Here is a 22,062-nt window from a genome sequence, read left to right as displayed (position 1 = left end):
TAACTTTTTAAATCATCCGGCCGGCTTGATAAAAGTTATTCACCCCCAGTTAGTTATAGAGTTAAAAACAATATAATCAATGGCTGGATCTGTATTGGCATTTTCCCCGTTTTCCCCCAACAGCCGGCAAATATACGGATTTCCCCCGTCATAACCGCAGCTCCTTTAAGACACCGCGGCAGGAATATGTCCTGAAAATAATGCAGTATTTGTTCTCTCCGCCACCTCGATCTCCGCAAATGAAGATAACATATCCGGCTTCCCTTTTGCTACCGCCACCGTATGTTCATAGTGAACGCTCGCCTTCCTGTCGCGCGTTACCACCGTCCAGCCATCCTCCAGGTACTCCACATCGCGGGTCCCCAGGTTCACCATCGGCTCGATGGCGATCACCAAGCCTTCCTTCAGCACCGCTCCGCTGCCTCTGCGGCCATAATTAGGCACCTGCGGGTCCTCATGAAGGTCACGGCCCAGGCCATGCCCTACAAGCTCTCTAACCACGCCGTAACCCCTCTCCTTCTCAACATACTCCTGGATGGCATACGCAATGTCGCCTACGCGGTTGCCCACAATAGCCTTTTCGATGCCTTTGGCCAGTGCCACCTTCGTGGAAGCCATCAGTTTCTGTACGTGTGTGGGGATCTCGCCGATGGCAAAAGTATAGGCGCTGTCTCCATGGAAACCGTTCTTATACACGCCTACATCCACGGATACGATATCACCTTCGCGCAGCGTATACCCGTTGGGAATACCGTGTACCACGGCTTCGTTTACAGATATGCAGCAGGTATTGGGAAAACCTTTGTAGTTTTTGAACGAGGGCACCGCCCCATGATCGCGGATGAATGTTTCCGCGATCGCGTCCACATCCAGGGTGCTCATACCCGGTTTGAGCCTTGAGGCCACTTCAGCCAGGGTAGCACTGACGAGCTGGGCGCTTTCACGGATCAGCTCGATTTCTTCTTTCGTCTTATAATGGATCATAACACGCGAAATTAGGTAAAATTGGTGATTCGGTAAGGTTCCCGCGGCAGGGGAATCCTCTATAAGAAAACAGCCATCCTGGAACATGGTTCTGGATGGCTGCAAATATTGTGCAAGATTGTTTATCAGGCGTTGGCCGGTGTGGTTCTGCCTTTGATGCGGCCGGAGCTCATCAGGCCATCGTAGTGGCGCATGAGCAGCTGGCTTTCGATCTGCTGCAGGGTGTCAAGAATTACGCCTACCATGATCAGCAGGGATGTACCGCCGAAGAAGGTTGCGAAATTGCTGTTGATCTTCAATGCAGCGGCAATGCCGGGCATGATACCCACGAGTGCGAGGAAAAACGCGCCCGGAAGGGTGATGCGGTCCATTACGGCGCCGATGTAATCAGCGGTTGCTTTACCGGGTTTTACACCTGGCACAAAACCGTTGTTCTTTTTCATTTCATCCGCCATCTGGGTGGGGTTGAAGATGAGTGCTGTATAGAAGAAAGTGAACACTATCACCAGCACTGCATAGATCACGTTGTACCAGGGATTGGTATGATCGCTGAAAATGCGGATGAAGGTGGAAGCGTCTGCACTTTGCGTGGCGAATCCAATGGCGGTAGCCGGTATGAACATGATGGCCTGCGCAAAGATGATGGGCATTACACCGGAGGCATTCACCTTGAGGGGAATGAACTGGCGTACGCCACCATATTGTTTATTGCCAACAATACGTTTTGCATAGTTCACGGGTATCTTGCGTGTGCCCTGTACCAGCAGGATAAGACCGATGGTGATCAGGATGAAGAATGCCAGCTCCACGAGGAAGATGAGCAGACCGCCGCCCGCGCCGGTTGTTTTCAGGGAGAATTCCTGGAGCAACGCTTCGGGGAGACGGGCAAGGATACCGGTCATGATGATGATGGAAGTACCGTTACCAATCCCTTTATCCGTGATCTTTTCACCCAGCCACATTACGAACAGGGTACCTGCGGTGAGTACAACCGTAGTGGACAGCCAGAACAGGAATGTACCGTATTCGGGTATCAGCGCCGCGCCGGACTGCGTTCTCAGGTAAGCAACGTATGCGCTGGCCTGGAATGCGGTAACTATTACGGTAAGCAGGCGGGTGTACTGGTTGATCTTTTTGCGGCCGCTGTCCCCTTCCTTCTGCAATTTCTGGAAGTAAGGAACCGCGATGGTCAGCAGCTGTATGGCGATAGACGCCGAGATATACGGCATGATGCCCAGTGCGAAAATGGAAGCACGCGAAAAGGATCCCCCGGCGAACATGTTGAACAGGCCCAGAATGCCTTTCTGGGACGTTTCAGAGAAGTTGGCCAGTTGGTTGGGATCGAGACCGGGAAGGGTGATATAGGAGCCCACACGGTACACAAGTACCAGGAGCAGCGTGGTGAGAATGCGTTTACGCAGGTCCTCGATGCTCCAGATGTTCTTTATGGTTTCGATAAATTTCTTCACAGGAAGATAAGAGTTTAATAACGCGTGTAAAATTCGAAAAGACGCACTACTCCGTAGGCGCCTTCTCTATCGTAATTTCTTAAACCAGTTCAACAGTTCCACCGGCTGCTTCGACGGCTGATTTGGCTTTCTCGCTGATCGCGTTCACTTTCAGCGTTACTTTGCTTTTCAGTTCACCCTGGCCGAGCACTTTCACTTTGTTCGTCTTGCTGATCAGGCCGTTCATATACAGATTTTCGAGGGAGAATTCCTGGATACCGTATTTTTCGATGATCGTTTCCAGTTGGCCGATGTTGAATACTTTATATTCAGTACGGTCGATAGGAATAAAACCGCGTTTGGGCAAACGGCGCTGGATAGGCATCTGACCGCCTTCGTGGCCTCTTTTGCTGGAGTAACCGGTGTTGGATTGAGCACCTTTGTTACCTTTCGTAGCAGTACCACCTTTACCGGATGCTTCACCACGGCCTAAACGTTTTTCTTTATGTACTGCGCCTTTTGCAGGCCTTAAATTCTGTAAGTTCATAGCTTGAATTGTTTTACTTACGCGGAAATCAACCGCTCGCTTTACAATGATAATTCAAAAAAGTAAGATGCCAATATAAAAATCAAAATTTTACATTATGCATTCACTTCTTCCACTTTTACCAGGTGGTTCACTTTACGAACCATGCCCAGTATCTGGGGAGTTGCTTCCACCTCTACGGTGTTGTTCATCTTTTTCAGTCCGAGAGCCAACAGGGTCAGCTTCTGACGTTCAGGACGATCGATACCGCTTTTTACCTGGGTGATCTTAATCTTTGCCATTTTCTTTATAATATTTCCAATTAAGAATACCGCGCTCCTGCTTCAGCAGCCGGAACCGGGATTTGGAATCAGGTGCTTATCCGTTGAATACTTTCTTCATGGATATGTTGCGCGCTCTGGCGATAACGATCGGTTCGCGCAGCATGCCCAGGGCTTTGAAAGTCGCTTTCACCACGTTGTGGGGATTAGCGGAACCCAGGGATTTAGCGAGAACGTCGGTGATACCGGCGCTTTCCAGTACGGCGCGCATAGAACCACCCGCGATCACGCCGGTACCATGGGCAGCCGGTTTGATCAGCACTTTCGCCGCACCTTCCTTCGCGAGCTGGTCGTGAGGAATGGTACCGTGATGTACCGGGATCTTGATCAGGTTCTTCTTAGCGTCGTCGATACCTTTGGTGATAGCTTCCTGCACTTCCTTGGCTTTGCCAAGACCGTGACCCACTACGCCATTTTCGTTACCTACAACTACCAGCGCGGAAAAACTGAAAGTACGGCCGCCTTTGGTGGTTTTAGTAACCCTGTTGATAGCCACAACCTTTTCTTTCAGCTCCAGATCGCCAGCTTTTACTTTATTGAATGAATTCTTTGCCATTTTTATTTAATAAGAATTACGATATCAGATTGTTTATTCTTCTAATCCTTTATTCAGCATTAGAACATCAGGCCGCCTTCGCGTGCTCCGTCTGCAGTAGCTTTTACACGACCATGGTACAGGTAACCGCTTCTGTCAAAAACACAGCCGGTGATACCCAGTGCCACAGCTTTTGCAGCCAGGGACGCGCCCGCCATTTTGGATTTCTCTGATTTGTTACCAGTTGCGCTAACGATCGCTTTCTCACGGGTGGAGGCTGCGGCCAGTGTAGTGCCGGTGGTATCGTCTATCAACTGCAGATAGATGTCTGAATTACTGCGGAATACAGACAGTCTCGGCTTTTGTGCAGTTCCGCTGATCTTTTTACGGATACGGTAGCGGATATTCTGTCTTCTGTTAAGTCTTGTAATCATTACTAAGTGTATTTAAGGCCCGATGCTGCCGGGACTATGTTCAGCAAATACCGCAATATTGCTATAACGGTATTCGCTGCTGGTTTAATAATTCTGTTTAGTGTCAACCGCGTGTTACGATTACTTACCAGCTGATTTACCGGCTTTCTTGCGTACCACTTCATCGCTGTAACGCACACCTTTACCTTTGTACGGCTCGGGTTTGCGGAGGCTGCGGATCTTAGCGGCAACCTGGCCCAGCAGTTGATTGTCGATACCCTCCAGCATGATCTGCGGGTTCTTACCTTTTTCGGTAAGTGTGCTTACTTTCAGTTCTTTCGGCACTTCGAAGATGATGTTGTGGGAATAACCTAAAGATAAGTCCAGCAACTGACCTGCGTTCGCAGCCTTGTAACCTACACCCACCAGTTCCAGTTGTTTCTTGAAACCGTCGGTAACACCGGTCACCATGTTGGCGATCAGTGCGCGGTACAGACCGTGCAGCGCGCGGTGACGGATCTGGTCGGTCGGGCGTACTACGTTCAGTTCGCCTTCTTTCACTTCCACTTTGATATCGCGGTCCAGAACCTGTTTCAGTTCGCCTTTCGGGCCTTTTACCGTGATCTCGTTTGCAGCGGAAACGCTTACAGTTATACCGCTGGCCAATTTAATAGGAGCTCTGCCTATACGTGACATGTTCGTCAGTTTTATTGTGTGATTCCGGCATCCCGTGTTCAGCCCGTATAGAAGGCTTAATTCTCAGATATGCCGTAATCCCGTCCCGCAGCTGTTATACTCCGGGACGGGATGAATATATTAATATACGTAGCAAACTACTTCGCCACCTACGTTCTGTAATTTTGCTTCCTTATCGGTCATTACACCTTTGGAAGTAGAGATGATAGCGATACCCAGACCGTTTTTGATGCGTTTGAAATCGCCCGGTTTGGAGTACTGGCGCAGACCGGGACGGGAGATCCTTTGCAGGTCCTGGATCGCAGGAACCTTGGTTTGCGGGTCATACTTCAACGCTATCTTGATGAGGCCCTGTTTGCTGTCCTCTTCGAACTTGTACTTCAGGATATAACCCTTGTCGTACAGGATTTCGGTAATACGTTTCTTCAGTTTGGAAGCCGGAATTTCCACGATCCTGTGATTTGCCATCTGGGCATTACGGACACGTGTGAGAAAATCTGCTATTGGATCAGTAACCATTGTTTGATTTAGTTTACAAAAGTTATTACAATGCGATATCCAATCGATATAGAAAGGAAAATCAAATACTACTCAAGCCTTTCGGCATTCGCTGCGCGAAATTACCAGGAAGCTTTTCTTACGCCGGGGATCTTACCAGCCAGTGCCATGTCGCGGAACATGTTACGGCAAACGCCGAACTGACGGATATAACCTTTCGGACGGCCGGACAGCTGGCAACGGTTGTGCAGGCGAACGGGAGATGCATTTTTGGGCAGTTTGTCCAGTTCTGCGTAGTTACCTTCTGCTTTCAGAGCAGCGCGTTTCTCAGCAAACTTGGCTACCATTGCCTCTCTCTTTCTTTGTCTGGCTTTTACGGATTCTTTTGCCATGTGATATTATTGATTATCTTTTTTGATGTTCTTGAACGGCATACCCAGTTCTTTCAGCAGCTCGAAAGCTTCTTCGTTCGTCTGGGCGGTAGTTACGAAAGTGATATCCATACCGGTGATGCGGGTTACCTTGTCGATATCGATCTCCGGGAAAATGATCTGCTCGGTTACGCCCAGGGTATAGTTACCACGGCCGTCGAAAGCTTTTTCGTTCACACCTTTGAAGTCACGTACGCGGGGCAGGGATACAGCGATCAGCCTGTCCAGGAATTCGTACATGTTCACGCCGCGCAGCGTTACACGCGCACCGATCGGCATGTTCTTACGCAGTTTGAAGTTGGAGATGTCTTTTTTGGACATGGTCGCGATAGCTTTCTGACCAGCGATACGGGTCATTTCGTCTACTGCGATATCCACCAGCTTCTTGTCGCTCACCGCGCCGTTGATCCCCTGGTTCAGGCAGATCTTTTCCAGGCGGGGAACCTGCATGATGCTTTTATAATTGAATTTCTTATGCAATGCACTAACTACCTCGGTACGGTATTTGGTTTGCAGCCTGGGTTGATATGATGTGTTTGCCATTATTTGATTACCTCCCCTGATTTTTTAGCGATACGAACTACTTTACCGTTTTCTCTTTGGCGGCCTACACGGGTAGGTTTGCCAGCCTTAGCGTCCCACAACATTACGTTGGAAATAGCGATCGGCGCTTCCTGCTTAACAATACCGCCTTTGGTATTCTGTGCAGTAGGTTTGGTGTGTTTGGTGATGATGTTAACGCCTTCAACCAATACACGGTTTTTGTCGGTAATTATTTCCAACACCTTGCGGGGCTTGGTCCGGTCTTTATCATCGCCGGTAACCACCACAACCAGGTCGCCTTTCTTAATGTTGAACTTAGGCTTAAATCTAGTTTTCATCTGTTTGTTTGTTTAAACGCCAAGCAGAACACTTGCTCCGCTTGATTAATATTATGTCGTTTTTAAAACGGGCTGCAAAGATATGCAAAGATTTCGGATCTTGAATTCCAGTTCTCAAATAAAGGTTTTCTGTATACATAATCCCTTTATTCACACAACCCGAATCCCAGATCCGAAACGTTATATCGACTCCTTAAAGCACCTCAGGCGCCAGGGAGATGATCTTCATGTATCCTTTATCGCGAAGCTCACGGGCAACCGGACCGAAAATACGGGTACCGCGGGGCTCGTCGGAGTTGTTCAGCAATACAACGGCGTTGTCGTCGAAGCGGATGTAAGAACCGTCACGGCGACGGAGTTTCTTCTTAGTCCTTACTATAACAGCTTTGGTTACGGTGCCTTTTTTTACACCACCACCGGGGATGGCGTCTTTTACCGTTACTACAATCTTATCGCCTACACCGGCATAATCCTGTCCGGAGTTGCCGAGCACACGGATGCAGAGTACTTCTTTGGCACCACTGTTATCAGCTACGTTCAGCCTTGATTCTTGTTGTATCATCGTAATACGTTGTTAATTGTTTAGCAGCGGCTGCAGGTTCTTCCAACCGGCAGCTTGAAACAAATGAATAATTACTTTACTTTTTCGATTATCTCCACCATACGCCAGCATTTGTTTTTGCTCAGCGGACGGGTTTCCATAATCCGTACGGTATCACCAATGCTGCACTCGTTCTTTTCGTCGTGTGCCATGAACTTGGTGGTCTTCTTTACGAACTTACCATAGATCGGGTGTTTCACCTTACGCTCAACGCTAACGGAAACAGTCTTATCCATTTTGTTGCTGGATACTACACCAATCCTGGTTTTTCTTAATTTTCTTTCGGTCATTTTGAAAGTTATTTTACCTCCAAACCGCTGTTACGCGGCTATAATATTGTTTATTGTTTGCTGGTTACAATAGCTATCACTATTTCACCCTCCCTCCGGGATCTTAGAATCCCAGCGCTCTTCTGCGGATCTCAGTCTGGATGCGTGCGATCTCCCTTCTCATGAAGCGGATGCTCATGGGATTTTCGATCGGTGTCACCGCGTGGCTGAACGTGACCTTTTTCAGGCGAAGTGCTTCCTCAGAAAGTTTTTCTTTCAGGTCTTGGTCACTCAGGCTTTTAAGATCCAGTTTTGCTGCTTTTGGCATTGTATTAAATTTTGTTTCTGGTTATCAGGTTTGTTTACTTGATCTGGTTTACACCATCATACGCTTAGGCAACATAGTCGCGGCGCACAACGAATTTCACCTTGATCGGAAGTTTCTGTGCCGCCAGTTCCATAGCTTCTTTCGCTACTTCCATGGAAACACCGTCTGCTTCAAACAGGATGCGACCGGGCTTCACTACGGCTGCCCAATGGTCTGGCGCACCTTTACCTTTACCCATCCTCACTTCCAGCGGTTTGGCAGTGATCGGCTTGTCGGGGAATATACGGATCCACACGTTACCTTCACGCTTCATACTCCTGGTCAGCGCCACCCGCGCAGCTTCTATCTGGCGGTCTGTGATCCACTTAGGTTCCAATGCTTTGAGGCCGAATGAACCGAAAGAAAGAGCTGCGCCCCTCTTTGCGTTACCTTTGATGCGGCCTTTGTGCATCTTCCTGTGTTTCGTTCTCTTGGGCTGTAACATCGTTTATGTTGTTAAAAAGTTGTTTAAATGATATTTCTAACGGCTGTGTGATTATTTGCGCGGACCACGGTCTCCACCACCTCTTCTGTCGCCACCGCCACGGTTGTCTCTTCTGTCGCCGCCACCACGGTGCTCACCACCACGGCCGCCACGATCTCCGCCACCTGTACGTCCGCCTTCTTCCTTACCGGATACAGCGTTCGGGTTCAGGTCACGTTTTCCGAGTACTTCACCTTTACAAATCCACACTTTGATACCGATCTTACCGTAAACGGTCAGCGCGAACAGGGAAGCGTAGTCGATGTCCATACGGTAAGTATGCAAAGGTACGCGGCCTTGTTTCATCTCTTCGGAACGGGCAATTTCAGCACCGCCAAGACGGCCGCCTACTTTTACCTTGATACCTTCCGCACCCATACGGAGCGCAGTAGCTATCGCCATTTTGATGGCACGTTTATAGTTGATACGGCTTTCGATCTGTTTTGCGATCGTTTCAGCAACGATGGTTGCATCCACCTCAGGGCGACGGATCTCGAGGATGTTGATCTGAACATCTTCTTTACCTGTCAGCTTCTTCAGCTCTTCTTTGATGCGATCCACTTCGTTACCGCCTTTACCTATGATGATACCAGGTTTGGAGGTATGAATGGTGATGATGAGCTTACCCAGTGTACGCTCGATCACTACGCGGGAGATACCGCCTTTGTTGATACGTGCGTTCAGGTAAGTCCTGATCTTGTTATCTTCGATCAGCTTGACAGCATAATCTTTTTTGCTGCCATACCAATTAGAGTCCCATCCTCTGATGATACCTAACCTGTTACCAATAGGATTTGTTTTCTGACCCATGTTCTGGTTTTATTTGTCTATGAGTTTAAATATAATTTTTCCTACAGCTTGCCTCCGTTATTGTTGTACAGGACGACCGTCAACAACAATTGTTACGTGGTTACTTCTCTTGCGGATACGGTAACCCCTGCCTTGCGGAGCGGGACGCATCCTTTTGAGAACGCGGCCACCGTCTACAAAAACGGTTTTAACGAACAGGTTAGCATCTTCTACCCTTGCACCTTCATTCTTCACTTTCCAGTTGGCCACTGCGCTCAGCAACAGCTTCTCCAGCGGAGTGCTCGGATGTTTGGGATGGAATTTCAAAATATTCAAAGCTTTCTCAACCTCCATGCCGCGGATCAGGTCTGCAAGCAAACGCATTTTGCGGGTAGATGTCGGATTATTGTTCAGCTTAGCTACTGCTTCCATTGTGTTTTGTTTCTGTGTTATATAAGTTTCTTATTTCAGCTTCCGGTCCTGCTGTTTCCTGCAACTTTCTTTGTTCTCTTTAACTGTTTGTCTCAGCGGAACCGAAAACGGGAAACTTTAAAAACGGATACTACATTTTCTTGTTAGCGTGTCCTTTAAAGTTGCGGGTAGGAGCAAACTCACCCAGCTTGTGACCCACCATGAACTCCGTTACGTAAACCGGGATGAACTTGTTGCCATTATGCACGGCAAAAGTGTGGCCCACAAAGTCGGGAGTGATCGTAGAGCGGCGGCTCCAGGTTTTGATAACCGTGCGCTTGGTGCCCTCGTTCTGTTTTTCTACCTTCTTCTCTAATTTAAAGTCTACGTAAGGACCTTTTTTAATGGAACGACCCATGTGTTTGTTTATTTAAGATTTCAACCCCGGTTGCCCAGGGCTGAACCTGTTATACGTAATTATAATTTCTTACCGTCTTTGCGGCTGATGATCAGTTTGTCAGAGCTCTTATGCGATTTCCTTGTTTTCAGGCCCTTCGCATATTTACCTGTCCTGGACCTCGGGTGACCACCGGAAGATTTACCTTCACCACCACCCATCGGGTGATCCACAGGGTTCATCGCCACACCACGGTTACGGGGCTTGATACCTCTCCAGCGATTGGCACCGGCTTTACCGATAGACTGCAGCGCGTGATCTGAGTTAGAAACGGTACCTACGGTAGCCATACAAGTGCTCAGCACTTTGCGCAGCTCGCCGGAAGGCATTTTCAGAACAGCATATTTTTCCTCCTTGTTGCTCAGCTGTGCATAAGCACCGGCGCTGCGTGCGATTGCACCGCCTTTGCCAGGCTGCAGCTCGATGTTGTGTACAACAGTACCCAGGGGCATATTTTTCAACGGTAACGCATTACCCAGCTCAGGAGCTACTTCAGGTCCGCTCACTACGGTAGAACCTACCTGCAGGCCCTGGGGGGCAATGATGTAACGCTTCTCACCATCCGCATAGTTCAGCAGGGCGATAAATGCGGTACGGTTCGGATCGTACTCAATAGTTTTTACAGTAGCGGGAATGTTTACTTTATCGCGTTTGAAATCTACGATACGGTATTGTTTTTTGTGTCCGCCACCGATGTAACGCATGGACCTTCTGCCCTGTGCGTTTCTACCGCCGGTTCTCTGTGCCGGAGCCAGCAGGCTCTTCTCAGGAGTGTCCGTGGTCAGCTCTGCATATGCATTACCTATCTTCCAACGGGTACCGGCTGTAATCGGTTTGTACTTTTTCAGTGCCATTTTCTACTTAATTCAAAATGATTTAATAGACTATTATAATTTGATCTGTATATACATCCAGGTTAACGGCTCACACCGCTAACGGCACTGGTATATTATATGTTAGCATACAGATCGATGGATTCTCCTTCTGCCAGGGTAACCACTGCTTTCTTGTAAGAAGGCTTGCGGCCGGAAATAAAACCTGCTTTGGTAAAACGGGTCTTGTTTTTGCCGGGCATTACCATGGTGTTCACTTCTGCAACAGTCACACCGTAGAAATCTTCCACTGCTTTTTTGATCTCCAGTTTGTTGGCTTTTTTGTCAACAATGAAGTAAAAGCGGTTGAACTTCTCGGTAGCTTTGTTTACCTTCTCCGAAATCACCGGTTTGATTAAAACATCAGACAGTTTCATCTGTTAATATTTATTATTGCCGCCCCCGGGTTTTACCCCGCATCACGGCGCTTTGTTTACTAATTAATTACGCTTCAACCACGTCAGCCTCTTCGGTAAAGATCTTGGCCGCGCTCTCGGTGAACACCAGGAAGTTGCTGTTCATGATATCGTAAGTGTTCACGTCGCTCAGCACAGTGCTGTCCACAGTAGGGATGTTGCGCAGTGACAGGTATACGTTATCGTTGTACTCGGGGAGAACCACCAGGGTCTTCTTACCGCCAACATTGATGTTCAGTTTCGCCAGGATAGACTGGAACGCTTTGGTTTTAGGAGCATCCAGGTTGATATCTTCAACGATGATGATGCTGTTTTCCTTAGCCTTGGTGGACAGCGCGGAAATCTTAGCCACGTCTTTCACCTTGCGGTTCAGTTTAATATCGTAACGGTGAGGTTTGGGACCGAAGATGGTACCACCGCCTTTATAGAGCGGGTTACGGATGTTACCTTTACGGGAACCGCCGGTACCTTTCTGTTTGTGCAGCTTGCGGGAAGCACCTTGCACTTCAGCACGGGTCTTAACCTTGTGAGTACCCTGGCGCTGTGCAGCCAGATAAGACTTTACAGCCAGGTAGATCACGTGATTGTTCGGCTCTACGCCAAAGATCTCTTCAGGGAGCTCGATGGTTCTGCCGGTTTTTTTACCTTCTATATTTAAAATATCAAGTTGCATGTTACTTCTGGATTAAAACGATTGAACCAATGTGGCCGGGAACGGAACCACTTACCAGGATATAATTCTTCTCAGCGAATATCTTAACGATCTTCAGACCTTTCACTTTCACTCTTTCGTTACCCATCTGGCCTGCCATACGCATACCTTTAAATACGCGGGAAGGATAAGAAGAACCACCTACGGAACCGGGAGCTCTCTGACGGTCGTGCTGGCCGTGAGACGCTTCACCCACACCGGAGAAACCATGGCGTTTTACAACACCCTGGAAACCTTTACCCTTGGAAGTACCCACAACGTCAATTTTCTCACCTTCTGCAAATATTTCGCAGGTGAGAGTTTCGCCGAGGGCCTTGGCCACGGATGCATCCGGGTTGCGGAATTCAGTAACGTAACGTTTAGGGGAAGTTTGTGCTTTCGCGAAGTGATTCTGTTCTGCTTTGGTGGTGTTCTTTTCTTTCTTTTCACCAAAAGCTACCTGAACAGCGTCGTACCCGTCAGTGCTCTGGGATTTCACCTGGGTAACCACGCAGGGACCGGCTTCGATAATGGTAACAGCAGTCTGTTTGCCGTTGGCCTCGAAGATGCTGGTCATACCAATCTTTTTACCAATAATACCTTTCATTGTGTTATATATTTAGCCCAGCGCCTGAGGGATCTCTAGCTATCCTCAGGATGAGCGGTTTAAATGCTTTATTGGGCGGCTACCCGGAAGGCGTAGCCTATTGTTGATGCTGTCGTCATAAAACACCTCCGGCGGGCCTTATACCCGCCTTGCTGAGGCCCTTTTTCCTACGCTTTGATCTCCACTTCAACCCCGGAAGGCAGGTCGAGCTTGCTCAGCGCGTCCACCGTTCTGGAAGAAGATGTGTAAATGTCCAACAAACGCTTATGCGTACACAGTTGGAATTGCTCACGCGCTTTTTTGTTCACGTGCGGAGAACGCAGTACCGTAAAGATTTTTTTCTCTGTAGGTAAAGGTATGGGACCTGTTACCACGGCACCCGTGTTACGCACGGTTTTAACGATCTTCTCGGCAGACTTATCCACCAGATTGTGATCGTAGGACTTCAGCTTGATTCTAATTCTCTGAGACATATGCAATGAACTTCTTCTTTATTACCCCTCAATTTGGGAGGGCAAAGGTAATGTTTATTTTAATTGCGACAAATAATTTTGAAGGATATTTCCGTGGATTATTGACTTTCTGCCGCTGTTTCCATAGTTTTATACATGTCCGGGCTAACTCCCCCAAGTTAGTCTATTTATTTAACCTTTTTATTACCAATCGTTTACCTCCGTCAACAGCACTCTTTTTCATGCAGATCCGCCCGATTGTTATATTTTTCTTTTTTTCCCTCCCTGCCTTCGCCCAGCAACAGGATTCCACCGTCAGAGAGCCAGATCCCGGTTTTTATGAAAATATCCAGGCGGACCAGCTACCCGCTTTCCCCGGAGGCCCCGAACGGCTGCGCAGCTACATCAGCTCCAACCTTACCGTCCCTTATATCCGCCTCGAAAACGATACTACCGTGGTCGTGACCGTCGATTTCGTGGTGGAGCACACCGGCGAGCTCAGCAATATCCGCGTCCGTAATCCCGGTTTCCGCCAGCTGGACAAGGAAGTACTCCTCATGTTCACCCGCATGCCGCCCTGGGAACCCGGTTACCTGCACCGTAAACCGGTGAGCCTCAACGTCTCCCTGCCCATTACCGTGAACCTCGGCAATACCAAACGCAAACCCTACGACGTGCCCGTGCCCGAGCTCAGCAACCTGCCGCAGTACCGCGGCGGCGGCCAGGCCCTCGCCTACTTCATCCGCAAAACCCTCCAATACCCGGCCGAAGCCCGCAAAGCCGGCATCGGCGGCGCCGTTACCGTTGAATTCCTCGTAATGTCCAACGGTACCGTGGGCAACGCCGGCACCCTCGGCGAGGTGATCGGCTACGGGTTGGAAGAAGAGGCTGTCCGTATCGTGGAAAAAATGCCCCGCTGGATTCCCGCAAAACTGGACGGGAAAGCCGTTACGGCCAAACATAAAGTGATCATCCGCTTCGAACCGCCCAGGTCCTCCGCCGCGCAAAAAGAGAAAACGGACTGATACCCGCTTTTTCAGCGCGTACCAGCCCGTTCACAGGGTGTATTTCCGACTTTTTGGGTGCTCCCTATTTTTTCATGTCAGATTCTATCTGCCGTTGCATTTTTCTGCCAGGCAGGTAAATCTGGAAACCCAGGTTCAGCCCGACGTTGTGCGCGGTAGTGGAACTGCCGAAACCTACCGTCAGGTCGTATTTCAGCAATGCTTCCAGGGCAATGTTCGGCGTAATAAAATAGGCCAGGCCGGGGCCAAAACCAATACCAAGGCCGTTCGTGTTGGTACTGCTACCGCCGTCCGTATCCCTGTTTACACCATTTACGCCCGCACTTGCTTCCAGGAACCAGCGGGTTTTGTCCAGCACCTCGATGCTTTTATCCCTGATGTAATACCGGCCGAAAGCTCCCACACCGTAAGTAAACGTAGTGGAACCATTACCAGTGCTGAGGCCCAGGTTCACCTTGGGGCCAATGGCGAGGTCGTCTTTGATAAACCATCCGGCCTGCGGAGACAGGTTCAGGTTGAAGGTACTTCCGCCGTCCTGGAATGTACCGCCGATGTTGGCGAGCTGTGCGCCTACGAGCACATTCCCCTTCTGCGTTTGTGCCTTAATGTTGCTGCTGAATAATACTCCTGCCAGGATGAGGGTTAAGTAACCGATTTTCTTCATAGTAAATTGTTTTTGATGATTTTGCTTGCGATGAACATTCAATGGCAGGGGATATAACAGGATATAGTTGATTATGAATACAATAGCCTAAGGTTTTAACATCTGCGCCCGGAAAAAGTTGACTGCCCCGGCTTTTTTTTAAGCTGGCAGGCAATTTGTTGCTGTTGTTACTGTTCTTTACATAAATCTGCAACTATGAAACCACTGGCCATATCAACCCTTTTCCTCTGCCTGCTTGGCGCTACTTTAGCCTGCAAAAAGAATCCCAGCAACCCCAAACCGCCGGAGGAAGACCCGGACTGGCCTACCGATAAAGTACGGGTAGTGCTGGACAACAACATTTCCCGCCCCTGGGAGATCCTCTGGGGCCCCGACAATCATATCTGGATGACCGAAAGAGGCGGTAAAATCAGCCGGGTGGACCCTAAGACCGGCGAGCTGAAGCCCCTCCTTACGCTGCCTGATATCGTCGCCAACGGCGAAGGCGGCCTGCTGGGCATGGTGCTGCATCCCGATTTTTCCCAAACGCCTCATGTATATGTCGTTTACAACTACGGAAACCCCTATAAGGAAAAAGTAGTTCGTTATAATTATCAGAACAACGCCCTCTCCCAGCCCACCGTCATCATTGACAATATCCCGGCCGCCGGCATTCACAACGGCTCCCGCCTGGTGATAGGCCCGGACCGGAAACTGTATTACACCACGGGAGATGCCAATGCCAACGCAAACGCCCAGTCGGACGCTTCGCTCAGCGGCAAGGTGCTGAGGCTGAACCTGGACGGCAGCATCCCCGCGGACAACCCCATTGCCGGCAGCCCCATCTGGAGCCGCGGGCACAGGAACCCACAAGGGCTGGTGTATGTGAACAATATCCTGTATGCTTCGGAACATGGCGCCGGGGTGGAAGATGAGGTGAACGTCATTGAGAAGAACCGCAATTACGGCTGGCCCAACGTGGAAGGGCCCTGCAACGGCGGGGAAGTGACCTTCTGCAATGCCAACAATATCAAACCGCCCATCTGGAGCACCGGCAACGGTACTTTCGCCCTCTGCGGCCTGGATTATTACAACCACGACCGCATCTCCCAATGGAAAAACTCACTGCTGCTGGTGAGCCTCAAAAATGCCACCCTCTACCAGCTGAAACTCTCCGCGGACGGGCAAACCGTGACCAGCTCCAAAAACTATTTCGTAAACCAGTTCGGCCGCCTCAGGGACGTATGCGTATCTCCTTACGGCCGTGTGTATATCTGTACGGACACTTCGCCCGGCAAGATCATCGAGATCAGCGATCCTGAATAGTTCCGTCAGGGTGTCAATAACCAGGGGCCGCTTCTCCATGAGAGCGGGCCCTGGTGTATCTGCCAGTTTCCCCACGGGTGGCCCTGAAAAGCATCCGTCCGGAAGAACGGCGGGTAAAAAAGTATTTCCCGCAGGCGGCGGGAAGCACTGCCCCCGGGTCCGGGCATGCTTCAGTTACGGGTAACGCCCGCGGTCACATCCCCGGCGGACGCTGCCCGCCAGGCGCATTCGTGCAGCACCATACAGTCCCGCGCCGTGTCTACAGACATGCTTACCCAGCCCAGGTAAGCCGTCTGCCCGCTCATGAACTGCATGCCCAGGTATTGCCTGTCCGCCGCCACCCATGAGCCACGCCAGGTAACAGCACCTGTTGGGTTGATCCTTGGGATGAAGATTTCGCAGAGGTAGGTATCATATCCGTTCCATTCGCGGGGATGGTCCGGTACCAGCGGGATGTTCTCGTTTTTCCTAAGCCGTGCCACGGAATCGGGGATGGACAGGAGTTTGGCGGAGAGCATACTCACCACGGCAAATTTGGCGTGGGTGCCTTCGGTATCGTTGATAAGCCCGACGGTGAAATAAAGGTCGCCGGCGCTGTCTTCGTCCACATCCAGCGAAAAAGGTTGCAGGTAACGCACTTCTGTATCGTTCAGCGTGCGGTGGCGGTAGTCAGGTTTGGGTTCTTTTACGGTTTTGCGGCAGGCGGCAGTCAATGAGATCACCGCGGCTAAAGCCGGGAGGAGCTTGAGGTTGAGCATGGCATTTCAGTTTGAGGTTACCCTGTTAAGCGCCGAACGCCGCGAAAAGTTACAAGATGAAACCGAAACGCCATTATGGGTTGCTGAAGTGACGGTAAGGGCTGCTGAAATAACCCCTCCGGCCGTTTGAGGCCTGGCTGCATAAAAAAAGCCCCGGCAAACGCCGGGGCCTTTTTCTTATTTCTATCTATCAACTTGTGCTAATTAGGCACTCACTTTACCTTTCACCTTAGCCACCACTTCTTCAGCGACGTTGGTAGGTGCGGGGTTGTAGTGAGAGAATTCCATGATGGAAGAAGCACGTCCGGAAGACAGTGAACGCAGCTGCGTTACGTAACCGAACATTTCGCTCAGGGGCACTTTGGCTTTGATCACCTGTGCGCCATTGCGGCTTTCCATACCTTCCAGCATACCACGGCGGCGGTTCAGGTCACCTGTTACGTCACCCATGTACTGGTCGGGAGTGGTTACTTCTACTTTCATGATAGGCTCCAGCAGAACCGGTTTGGCTTTACGGCCGGCTTCACGGAAGGCTGTTTTGGCGCAAAGCTCGAAAGACATTGCGTCGGAGTCAACTGCGTGGAAAGAACCGTCGAACAGTTTAACTTTCAGGCTCGTGAGCGGGAAGTTAGCCAGTACGCCGCTACCCATGGAGTTTTCAAAACCTTTTGCCACAGCGGGAATGAATTCTTTGGGGATTGCACCGCCAAATACCGCATTCTCGAACTGGAAGGTTTTGCCTTCGTTTTCTTTCAGCCATTCTTCATCAGCAGGGCCGATCTCTACCTGGATGTCCGCAAACTTACCGCGACCACCTGTTTGTTTTTTGTAGACCTCACGGTGCTCAACAACTTTGGTGAAAGCTTCTTTGTAAGCAACCTGCGGCGCACCTTGGTTTACTTCTACCTTGAATTCGCGACGCATACGGTCTACGATGATCTCCAGGTGAAGCTCACCCATACCACTCAGGATGGTCTGGCCGGTTTCTTCATCTGTTTTTGCTCTCAGGGTAGGATCTTCTTCTACCAGTTTAGAGATAGCCAGACCCATTTTATCTACGTCCACCTGAGTTTTAGGCTCAATAGCAACGTGGATTACGGGTTCAGGGAAAGACATTGATTCCAGGATGATCGGATGATCTTCCGCGCACAATGTATCGCCTGTTTTGATATCTTTAAAACCAACGGCAGCTCCGATATCACCGGCTTCGATGAAGTCGATCGGGTTCTGCTTGTTAGCGTGCATCTGCATGATACGGCTGATACGCTCGTTTTTGCCGGTACGGGTGTTCAGTACGTAAGAACCACCGTCCAGGCGGCCTGAGTAAACCCTGAAGAATGCCAGACGACCTACGAAAGGATCCGTTGCGATCTTAAACGCCAGCGCCGCAAAAGGTTCTTTTGCATCGGGGTGACGCAGGATCTCTTCACCATTATCAGGATTGATACCGGATACTGATTCAACGTCCATCGGAGAAGGCAGGTAGCGGCAAACGCCGTCCAGCATTTTCTGAACGCCTTTGTTTTTGAAGGAAGAACCGCACATCATCGGGATGATAGCCATGTCGATGGTGGCTTTGCGGATAGCTTCGTGGATTTCTTCTTCGGAGATGGAATTGGGATCTTCAAAGAATTTTTCCATCAGTTTGTCGTCGTATTCGGCAACTGCCTCAACGAGTTTCGCGCGCCATTCTTCAGCTTCGTCCTGCATGTCCGCGGGGATAGCGATCTCTTCAAAAGTTGCGCCTTTACCGGCTTCGTCCCAGATGATACCTTTCATGGTGATCAGGTCCACAACGCCTTTGAAGTTGTCTTCAGCGCCGATGGGGAGCATCAGGGGAACGGGGTTTGCACCGAGCATTTCCTTCACCTGTTTTACCACGTTCAGGAAGTCCGCACCGGAGCGGTCCATTTTGTTCACGAAACCAACGCGGGGAACACGGTATTTGTTCGCCTGGCGCCATACGGTTTCAGACTGGGGTTCAACACCGGATACGGCGCAGAACAGTGCTACCAGTCCGTCCAGTACACGCAGGGAGCGCTCTACCTCTACGGTAAAGTCCACGTGGCCCGGAGTATCGATGATATTGAATTTATACTGTTTGGTATCCGGCAGCGGTTGACCCTGCTGTGTAGGGAAGTTCCAGAAACAGGTGGTAGCAGCAGATGTGATGGTAATACCTCTCTCCTGCTCCTGGGCCATCCAGTCCATGGTAGCTGCCCCTTCGTGAACCTCACCGATTTTGTGGGTCTTCCCTGTATAATACAGGATACGCTCTGTGGTAGTGGTCTTACCGGCATCGATGTGCGCCGCAATACCAAAGTTTCTTTGAAATCTTAAGTCTGCCATAAAAGTAAAATGACTATAAGTAATGCAATTTGGGGGGCAAAGGTAATCATTATTTATCAATAAATAAAGACGATATTCTTTGCATAATTGTTAAATCTCCGCGCCCGGCCTTCCCGGCTCATCGCCCACCTCCCGCTAATGTTCATTCTGTGCCTGATCCGCATGCTTCCGGGGCAAAATTAGCCATTCCCGCCGTTAATTTGTCATCCAAATCCAACCGCCGGTCATTCCAAAACCGCCAAAAATGAAATGACGTATACCCAGTAGTGAGTAGTTCGTATATTTACATTGTCGAACTATTTGAACCCCGTATGTTAACACTCAATTACTTAACCGAAAATAACTAATCCTGCCGGGCGTAAACCGAATACCACGCCCGGTATCAGACCGTATGGAGGCAGCATAACAGTAACCATTCATCACCCGGCATTATTTTGACCGAGAGCCAGGCGGCTGACCAAAACGCCGGCCAAGTGCATAACAGCAGCATTTCCGGGAGCCCATGAACTGACAGCACAGTCTATCCCTCACATACAGGCCCATTTTTTCTTCAGTTTCCGGCAGAACCGTCTTGCAGCAAACACTGCATATGGAACGCTATTGTCATGACTTTCAGCCCTTTCGCACAAGACACTCCTTGTGCGCAGGCTGTTTATTGCCCTGTTTTTCCAAAACCATCACATAACCATTCATGTATGAAACATTGTTCTACCAGACTCCTCTTAATGGCCATTTTCCTGGCAATGGCGTGGATGCCCGCGCAGGCGCAGCTCGTCCTCGTCAGGGAAGTAGTGGCCAGCAGCGGCGGTACCGGCACTGCCGGAAACATCCAGCTGGACTACACCATCGGTGAACCGGCCGTGATCACACTCTCCGCCGGCAACATTACCCTCTCCCAGGGCTTCCACCAGCCGGAAGTGATCCCAAAGCCGCCACAGGGGGCAAATCCTATCCTGGATTTTATGCTTTTCCCCAATCCTGCGCTCACTACCGTCAGGATTTCCTTTAACCTCCTCACAGACGCTACCGTCGTGTTTATGCTCATGAACACTTCCGGACAGGTCATTTTCCAGGAGGTTAAACAATACGGCGCCGGGAAGATCACCATCCCGACACCGGTGGACAAGCTCGCTTCCGGCATATACACCGTCATCTTCAAGGTGAACGGGCATGTATTCACCGAAAAACTCATTGTTCAGTAGCCTAAAACAGATCACCATGAAGCAATGGATATTGACTGCACTGATGGCCGCCGTGGCCGTGCATCCGTTGATGGCACAAAAATCACAGCAGCAACCCCTCAATATCGGCGCATCCTTCCTGCTCGTAAACCCAGATGCCCGCACCAGCGGTATGGGCGACGCAGTCACCGGCGCCGAGCCGGACGCAAACAGTATGTTCGGCAATGCCGCCAAACTTCCCTTCGCCGGGCCCTGGGGCGTGAGCGCATCCTACGCCCCCTGGATGTTTGACCTCAACGATCAGAAAACACACATGGCCTATGTATCCGCCTTCAAAACTTTTGAAGAGCAGCAAAGCATAGGCATCTCCGTCAAATATTTCAATTACGGGGAAGTCACCTTCCGGGATGAAAACGGCATGGAACTCCAGCAGTACAGGCCCAAGGAATACGCCATAGACGCCACTTACGCCCGTAAGCTGGGGCAGAAGTTCAGCCTTGCCGTGGCTCTGCGGTATATACGCAGCGAGATGGGCTCAGGCACCTTCAACGGGCAGCAATTGCAGCCCGCCAATGCCGTGGCCGGGGACGTAGGCCTGTATTACCAGGCATACGCGAACCACATCGAAGGCGGCAACCGCTATTGCTGGGGCGTGAGCTTTACGAATCTCGGTTCCAGGCTCAGGTATTCGGACGATAATACCAAAAAGACCTTCCTGCCCATGAACCTGCGCATCGGCGGCGGGTACTCCTTTGTGCATACGGAAGATCACACCTTCACCCTGGCCGCGGACGTGAACAAACTCCTGGTGCCCACCCCGCCCATTTACAAGCTGGACATCAACGGCGTGCCTACCAACGAGATCGAAAAAGGAAAAGACCCCAACAGGGGCGTGGCGGATGCCGTCTTCTCCTCCTTTGGCGATGCGCCGGGCGGATTCCAGGAAGAGCTCAGGGAGTTCTCCGTGGCTGCCGGTATGGAATACAACTACCAGCGGAAGTTCTTTGTGCGCACGGGTTACTTCTACGAGCACCCTGACAAGGGCAACCGCCAGCATTTTACCGCCGGCATCGGCGTAAACATCCAGGGATTCCAGGTGGACGTGGCTTACCTCATGCCCACCGGCACCAGCCAGATCAGGAGAAGGAGCTTCAACTTCACGCTCATGTACTCACCCTTCGTCAACAGATAATCATAAAACCTCACAAACACTTCGATATGAAAGCAATATTCCTGTTCATCATTTTCCTGACAGTGGCCGGCATTTATGCTGCCAGTGCGCAGCAAAAAACGAGGGACGTGCTGTTCCCCAGTTATGCCAGCGATCAGGCTAAGCTCAAAGCAACCGCTTCCCCGCTGGCGGCAAAGCCCGTAGAGGCCACTCTTTCCAGCAGCGAAGCCATTAGAGCCCGGATCTTCACCAACTACCAGAAGCCAGCGGGCAGCGCTGCTCCGCGCCCGGTGCAAAAAGCTTCAACGGCAAACCTGTCTTCTTCCAAACCTGCTACTGAAGCAAATAAGGAAATAGAAGCACAGCGCGAGGCCCTGAAAAAAACCATCACCCCTAAACCTGACCAGGGTCCGGACAACAGCCCCAAACCCAAAAACTGA

The 22,062-nt window shown here is 50.3% G+C and carries 31 protein-coding genes; 5 read left to right on the top strand and 26 right to left on the bottom strand.

The genetic code is table 11. From position 1 onward, the window contains the following. Window positions 1-165: 165 nt before the first annotated feature. The 23 genes from map to rpsJ form a co-directional block, all read right to left on the bottom strand. Entirely contained in the window at window positions 166-984 is an 819-nt protein-coding gene (gene map, locus EG028_RS12075) for a type I methionyl aminopeptidase (RefSeq protein WP_120516904.1), read from the bottom strand. 125 nt (window positions 985-1,109) lie between these two features. Further along, window positions 1,110-2,453, bottom strand: coding sequence for a preprotein translocase subunit SecY (secY, locus tag EG028_RS12070; RefSeq protein WP_120516905.1), 1,344 nt, complete (start codon window positions 2,451-2,453; stop codon window positions 1,110-1,112). Window positions 2,454-2,532: 79 nt separating this feature from the next. Beyond that, window positions 2,533-2,979, bottom strand: a complete 447-nt coding sequence (rplO, locus tag EG028_RS12065) for a 50S ribosomal protein L15 (protein WP_120516906.1) — start codon at window positions 2,977-2,979, stop codon at window positions 2,533-2,535. 95 nt (window positions 2,980-3,074) lie between these two features. Next, window positions 3,075-3,260 (bottom strand): 50S ribosomal protein L30, encoded by a 186-nt coding sequence (gene rpmD, locus EG028_RS12060; RefSeq protein WP_120516907.1) that lies wholly within the window; start codon window positions 3,258-3,260, stop codon window positions 3,075-3,077. A gap of 76 nt (window positions 3,261-3,336) precedes the next feature. Further along, entirely contained in the window at window positions 3,337-3,855 is a 519-nt protein-coding gene (gene rpsE, locus EG028_RS12055; RefSeq protein WP_120516908.1) for a 30S ribosomal protein S5, read from the bottom strand. A gap of 59 nt (window positions 3,856-3,914) precedes the next feature. Further along, a complete protein-coding gene (gene rplR / locus EG028_RS12050; protein WP_120516909.1) occupies window positions 3,915-4,268 on the bottom strand; it encodes a 50S ribosomal protein L18 in 354 nt (117 codons plus the stop codon). 120 nt (window positions 4,269-4,388) lie between these two features. After that, entirely contained in the window at window positions 4,389-4,943 is a 555-nt protein-coding gene (gene rplF, locus EG028_RS12045) for a 50S ribosomal protein L6 (protein WP_120516910.1), read from the bottom strand. 120 nt (window positions 4,944-5,063) lie between these two features. Beyond that, the gene (gene rpsH / locus EG028_RS12040) at window positions 5,064-5,462 is read right to left on the bottom strand and encodes a 30S ribosomal protein S8 (protein WP_120516911.1); all 399 of its coding nucleotides are present in this window, start codon (window positions 5,460-5,462) and stop codon (window positions 5,064-5,066) included. 101 nt (window positions 5,463-5,563) lie between these two features. Then, the gene (gene rpsN / locus EG028_RS12035) at window positions 5,564-5,833 is read right to left on the bottom strand and encodes a 30S ribosomal protein S14 (RefSeq protein WP_120516912.1); all 270 of its coding nucleotides are present in this window, start codon (window positions 5,831-5,833) and stop codon (window positions 5,564-5,566) included. Window positions 5,834-5,839: 6 nt separating this feature from the next. Then, entirely contained in the window at window positions 5,840-6,415 is a 576-nt protein-coding gene (gene rplE, locus EG028_RS12030) for a 50S ribosomal protein L5 (protein WP_120516913.1), read from the bottom strand. Continuing rightward, complete coding sequence (gene rplX, locus EG028_RS12025; RefSeq protein ID WP_120516914.1) at window positions 6,415-6,753, bottom strand: 50S ribosomal protein L24; 339 nt, start codon at window positions 6,751-6,753, stop codon at window positions 6,415-6,417. Before rplX ends, rplE begins: the two co-directional genes overlap by 1 nt. A 193-nt stretch (window positions 6,754-6,946) precedes the next feature. After that, complete coding sequence (rplN, locus tag EG028_RS12020; RefSeq protein ID WP_120516915.1) at window positions 6,947-7,315, bottom strand: 50S ribosomal protein L14; 369 nt, start codon at window positions 7,313-7,315, stop codon at window positions 6,947-6,949. 71 nt (window positions 7,316-7,386) lie between these two features. Further along, window positions 7,387-7,644, bottom strand: a complete 258-nt coding sequence (gene rpsQ, locus EG028_RS12015; RefSeq protein WP_120516916.1) for a 30S ribosomal protein S17 — start codon at window positions 7,642-7,644, stop codon at window positions 7,387-7,389. Between the two features lie 103 nt (window positions 7,645-7,747). Then, window positions 7,748-7,951: a 50S ribosomal protein L29 gene (gene rpmC, locus EG028_RS12010; protein WP_120516917.1), complete on the bottom strand. Its 204-nt coding sequence runs from the start codon at window positions 7,949-7,951 to the stop codon at window positions 7,748-7,750. A gap of 64 nt (window positions 7,952-8,015) precedes the next feature. Next, the gene (gene rplP / locus EG028_RS12005; protein WP_120516918.1) at window positions 8,016-8,435 is read right to left on the bottom strand and encodes a 50S ribosomal protein L16; all 420 of its coding nucleotides are present in this window, start codon (window positions 8,433-8,435) and stop codon (window positions 8,016-8,018) included. A 51-nt stretch (window positions 8,436-8,486) separates the two neighbouring features. Then, window positions 8,487-9,284 (bottom strand): 30S ribosomal protein S3, encoded by a 798-nt coding sequence (gene rpsC / locus EG028_RS12000; RefSeq protein ID WP_120516919.1) that lies wholly within the window; start codon window positions 9,282-9,284, stop codon window positions 8,487-8,489. 57 nt (window positions 9,285-9,341) lie between these two features. Next, window positions 9,342-9,695, bottom strand: coding sequence for a 50S ribosomal protein L22 (gene rplV / locus EG028_RS11995; protein ID WP_120516920.1), 354 nt, complete (start codon window positions 9,693-9,695; stop codon window positions 9,342-9,344). Between the two features lie 130 nt (window positions 9,696-9,825). After that, window positions 9,826-10,092: a 30S ribosomal protein S19 gene (rpsS, locus tag EG028_RS11990; RefSeq protein ID WP_120516921.1), complete on the bottom strand. Its 267-nt coding sequence runs from the start codon at window positions 10,090-10,092 to the stop codon at window positions 9,826-9,828. 59 nt (window positions 10,093-10,151) lie between these two features. Further along, window positions 10,152-10,985: a 50S ribosomal protein L2 gene (gene rplB, locus EG028_RS11985; protein ID WP_120516922.1), complete on the bottom strand. Its 834-nt coding sequence runs from the start codon at window positions 10,983-10,985 to the stop codon at window positions 10,152-10,154. Window positions 10,986-11,080: 95 nt separating this feature from the next. Next, window positions 11,081-11,380 carry a 50S ribosomal protein L23 gene (gene rplW / locus EG028_RS11980; protein WP_120516923.1) on the bottom strand — a complete coding sequence of 100 codons (300 nt, stop codon included), beginning with the start codon at window positions 11,378-11,380 and terminating at the stop codon, window positions 11,081-11,083. A 67-nt stretch (window positions 11,381-11,447) separates the two neighbouring features. Continuing rightward, a complete protein-coding gene (gene rplD / locus EG028_RS11975; protein WP_120516924.1) occupies window positions 11,448-12,092 on the bottom strand; it encodes a 50S ribosomal protein L4 in 645 nt (214 codons plus the stop codon). A gap of 1 nt (window position 12,093) precedes the next feature. Further along, complete coding sequence (gene rplC / locus EG028_RS11970) at window positions 12,094-12,717, bottom strand: 50S ribosomal protein L3 (protein ID WP_120516925.1); 624 nt, start codon at window positions 12,715-12,717, stop codon at window positions 12,094-12,096. Window positions 12,718-12,884: 167 nt separating this feature from the next. Next, window positions 12,885-13,190 carry a 30S ribosomal protein S10 gene (gene rpsJ, locus EG028_RS11965; RefSeq protein ID WP_012789286.1) on the bottom strand — a complete coding sequence of 102 codons (306 nt, stop codon included), beginning with the start codon at window positions 13,188-13,190 and terminating at the stop codon, window positions 12,885-12,887. Between the two features lie 221 nt (window positions 13,191-13,411). Here rpsJ and EG028_RS11960 point away from each other — a divergent pair, with 221 nt between their 5' ends. Then, complete coding sequence (locus tag EG028_RS11960) at window positions 13,412-14,194, top strand: energy transducer TonB (protein ID WP_162946489.1); 783 nt, start codon at window positions 13,412-13,414, stop codon at window positions 14,192-14,194. A gap of 64 nt (window positions 14,195-14,258) precedes the next feature. Here the strand turns inward: EG028_RS11960 and EG028_RS11955 are convergent, their stop codons facing one another. Continuing rightward, complete coding sequence (locus tag EG028_RS11955; protein ID WP_120516927.1) at window positions 14,259-14,858, bottom strand: porin family protein; 600 nt, start codon at window positions 14,856-14,858, stop codon at window positions 14,259-14,261. A gap of 195 nt (window positions 14,859-15,053) precedes the next feature. Here EG028_RS11955 and EG028_RS11950 point away from each other — a divergent pair, with 195 nt between their 5' ends. Then, window positions 15,054-16,163, top strand: a complete 1,110-nt coding sequence (locus EG028_RS11950) for a PQQ-dependent sugar dehydrogenase (RefSeq protein ID WP_120516928.1) — start codon at window positions 15,054-15,056, stop codon at window positions 16,161-16,163. A gap of 170 nt (window positions 16,164-16,333) precedes the next feature. Here the strand turns inward: EG028_RS11950 and EG028_RS11945 are convergent, their stop codons facing one another. Together EG028_RS11945 and fusA are read right to left on the bottom strand one after the other, a co-directional pair. Further along, on the bottom strand, window positions 16,334-16,921 hold the full coding sequence (locus EG028_RS11945) for a hypothetical protein (RefSeq protein ID WP_120516929.1): 588 nt from the start codon (window positions 16,919-16,921) through the stop codon (window positions 16,334-16,336). Between the two features lie 204 nt (window positions 16,922-17,125). Next, window positions 17,126-19,270, bottom strand: a complete 2,145-nt coding sequence (fusA, locus tag EG028_RS11940) for an elongation factor G (protein WP_120516930.1) — start codon at window positions 19,268-19,270, stop codon at window positions 17,126-17,128. Between the two features lie 695 nt (window positions 19,271-19,965). Here fusA and EG028_RS11935 point away from each other — a divergent pair. From EG028_RS11935 to EG028_RS11925, 3 genes are read left to right on the top strand one after another with little or no spacing between them, the layout of a single operon-like run. Beyond that, window positions 19,966-20,472, top strand: a complete 507-nt coding sequence (locus EG028_RS11935) for a T9SS type A sorting domain-containing protein (RefSeq protein WP_162946491.1) — start codon at window positions 19,966-19,968, stop codon at window positions 20,470-20,472. Window positions 20,473-20,488: 16 nt separating this feature from the next. Beyond that, complete coding sequence (gene porV / locus EG028_RS11930) at window positions 20,489-21,643, top strand: type IX secretion system outer membrane channel protein PorV (RefSeq protein ID WP_120516932.1); 1,155 nt, start codon at window positions 20,489-20,491, stop codon at window positions 21,641-21,643. A 26-nt stretch (window positions 21,644-21,669) separates the two neighbouring features. After that, window positions 21,670-22,062, top strand: coding sequence for a hypothetical protein (locus EG028_RS11925; RefSeq protein WP_120516933.1), 393 nt, complete (start codon window positions 21,670-21,672; stop codon window positions 22,060-22,062).

The sequence above is a fragment of the Chitinophaga barathri genome (assembly GCF_003807585.1).
GTDB classification, from domain to species: Bacteria; Bacteroidota; Bacteroidia; order Chitinophagales; family Chitinophagaceae; genus Chitinophaga; species Chitinophaga barathri.
Note: the sequence above shows the minus strand (reverse complement) of the source record. Positions and strands in the feature narration are given on the sequence as shown.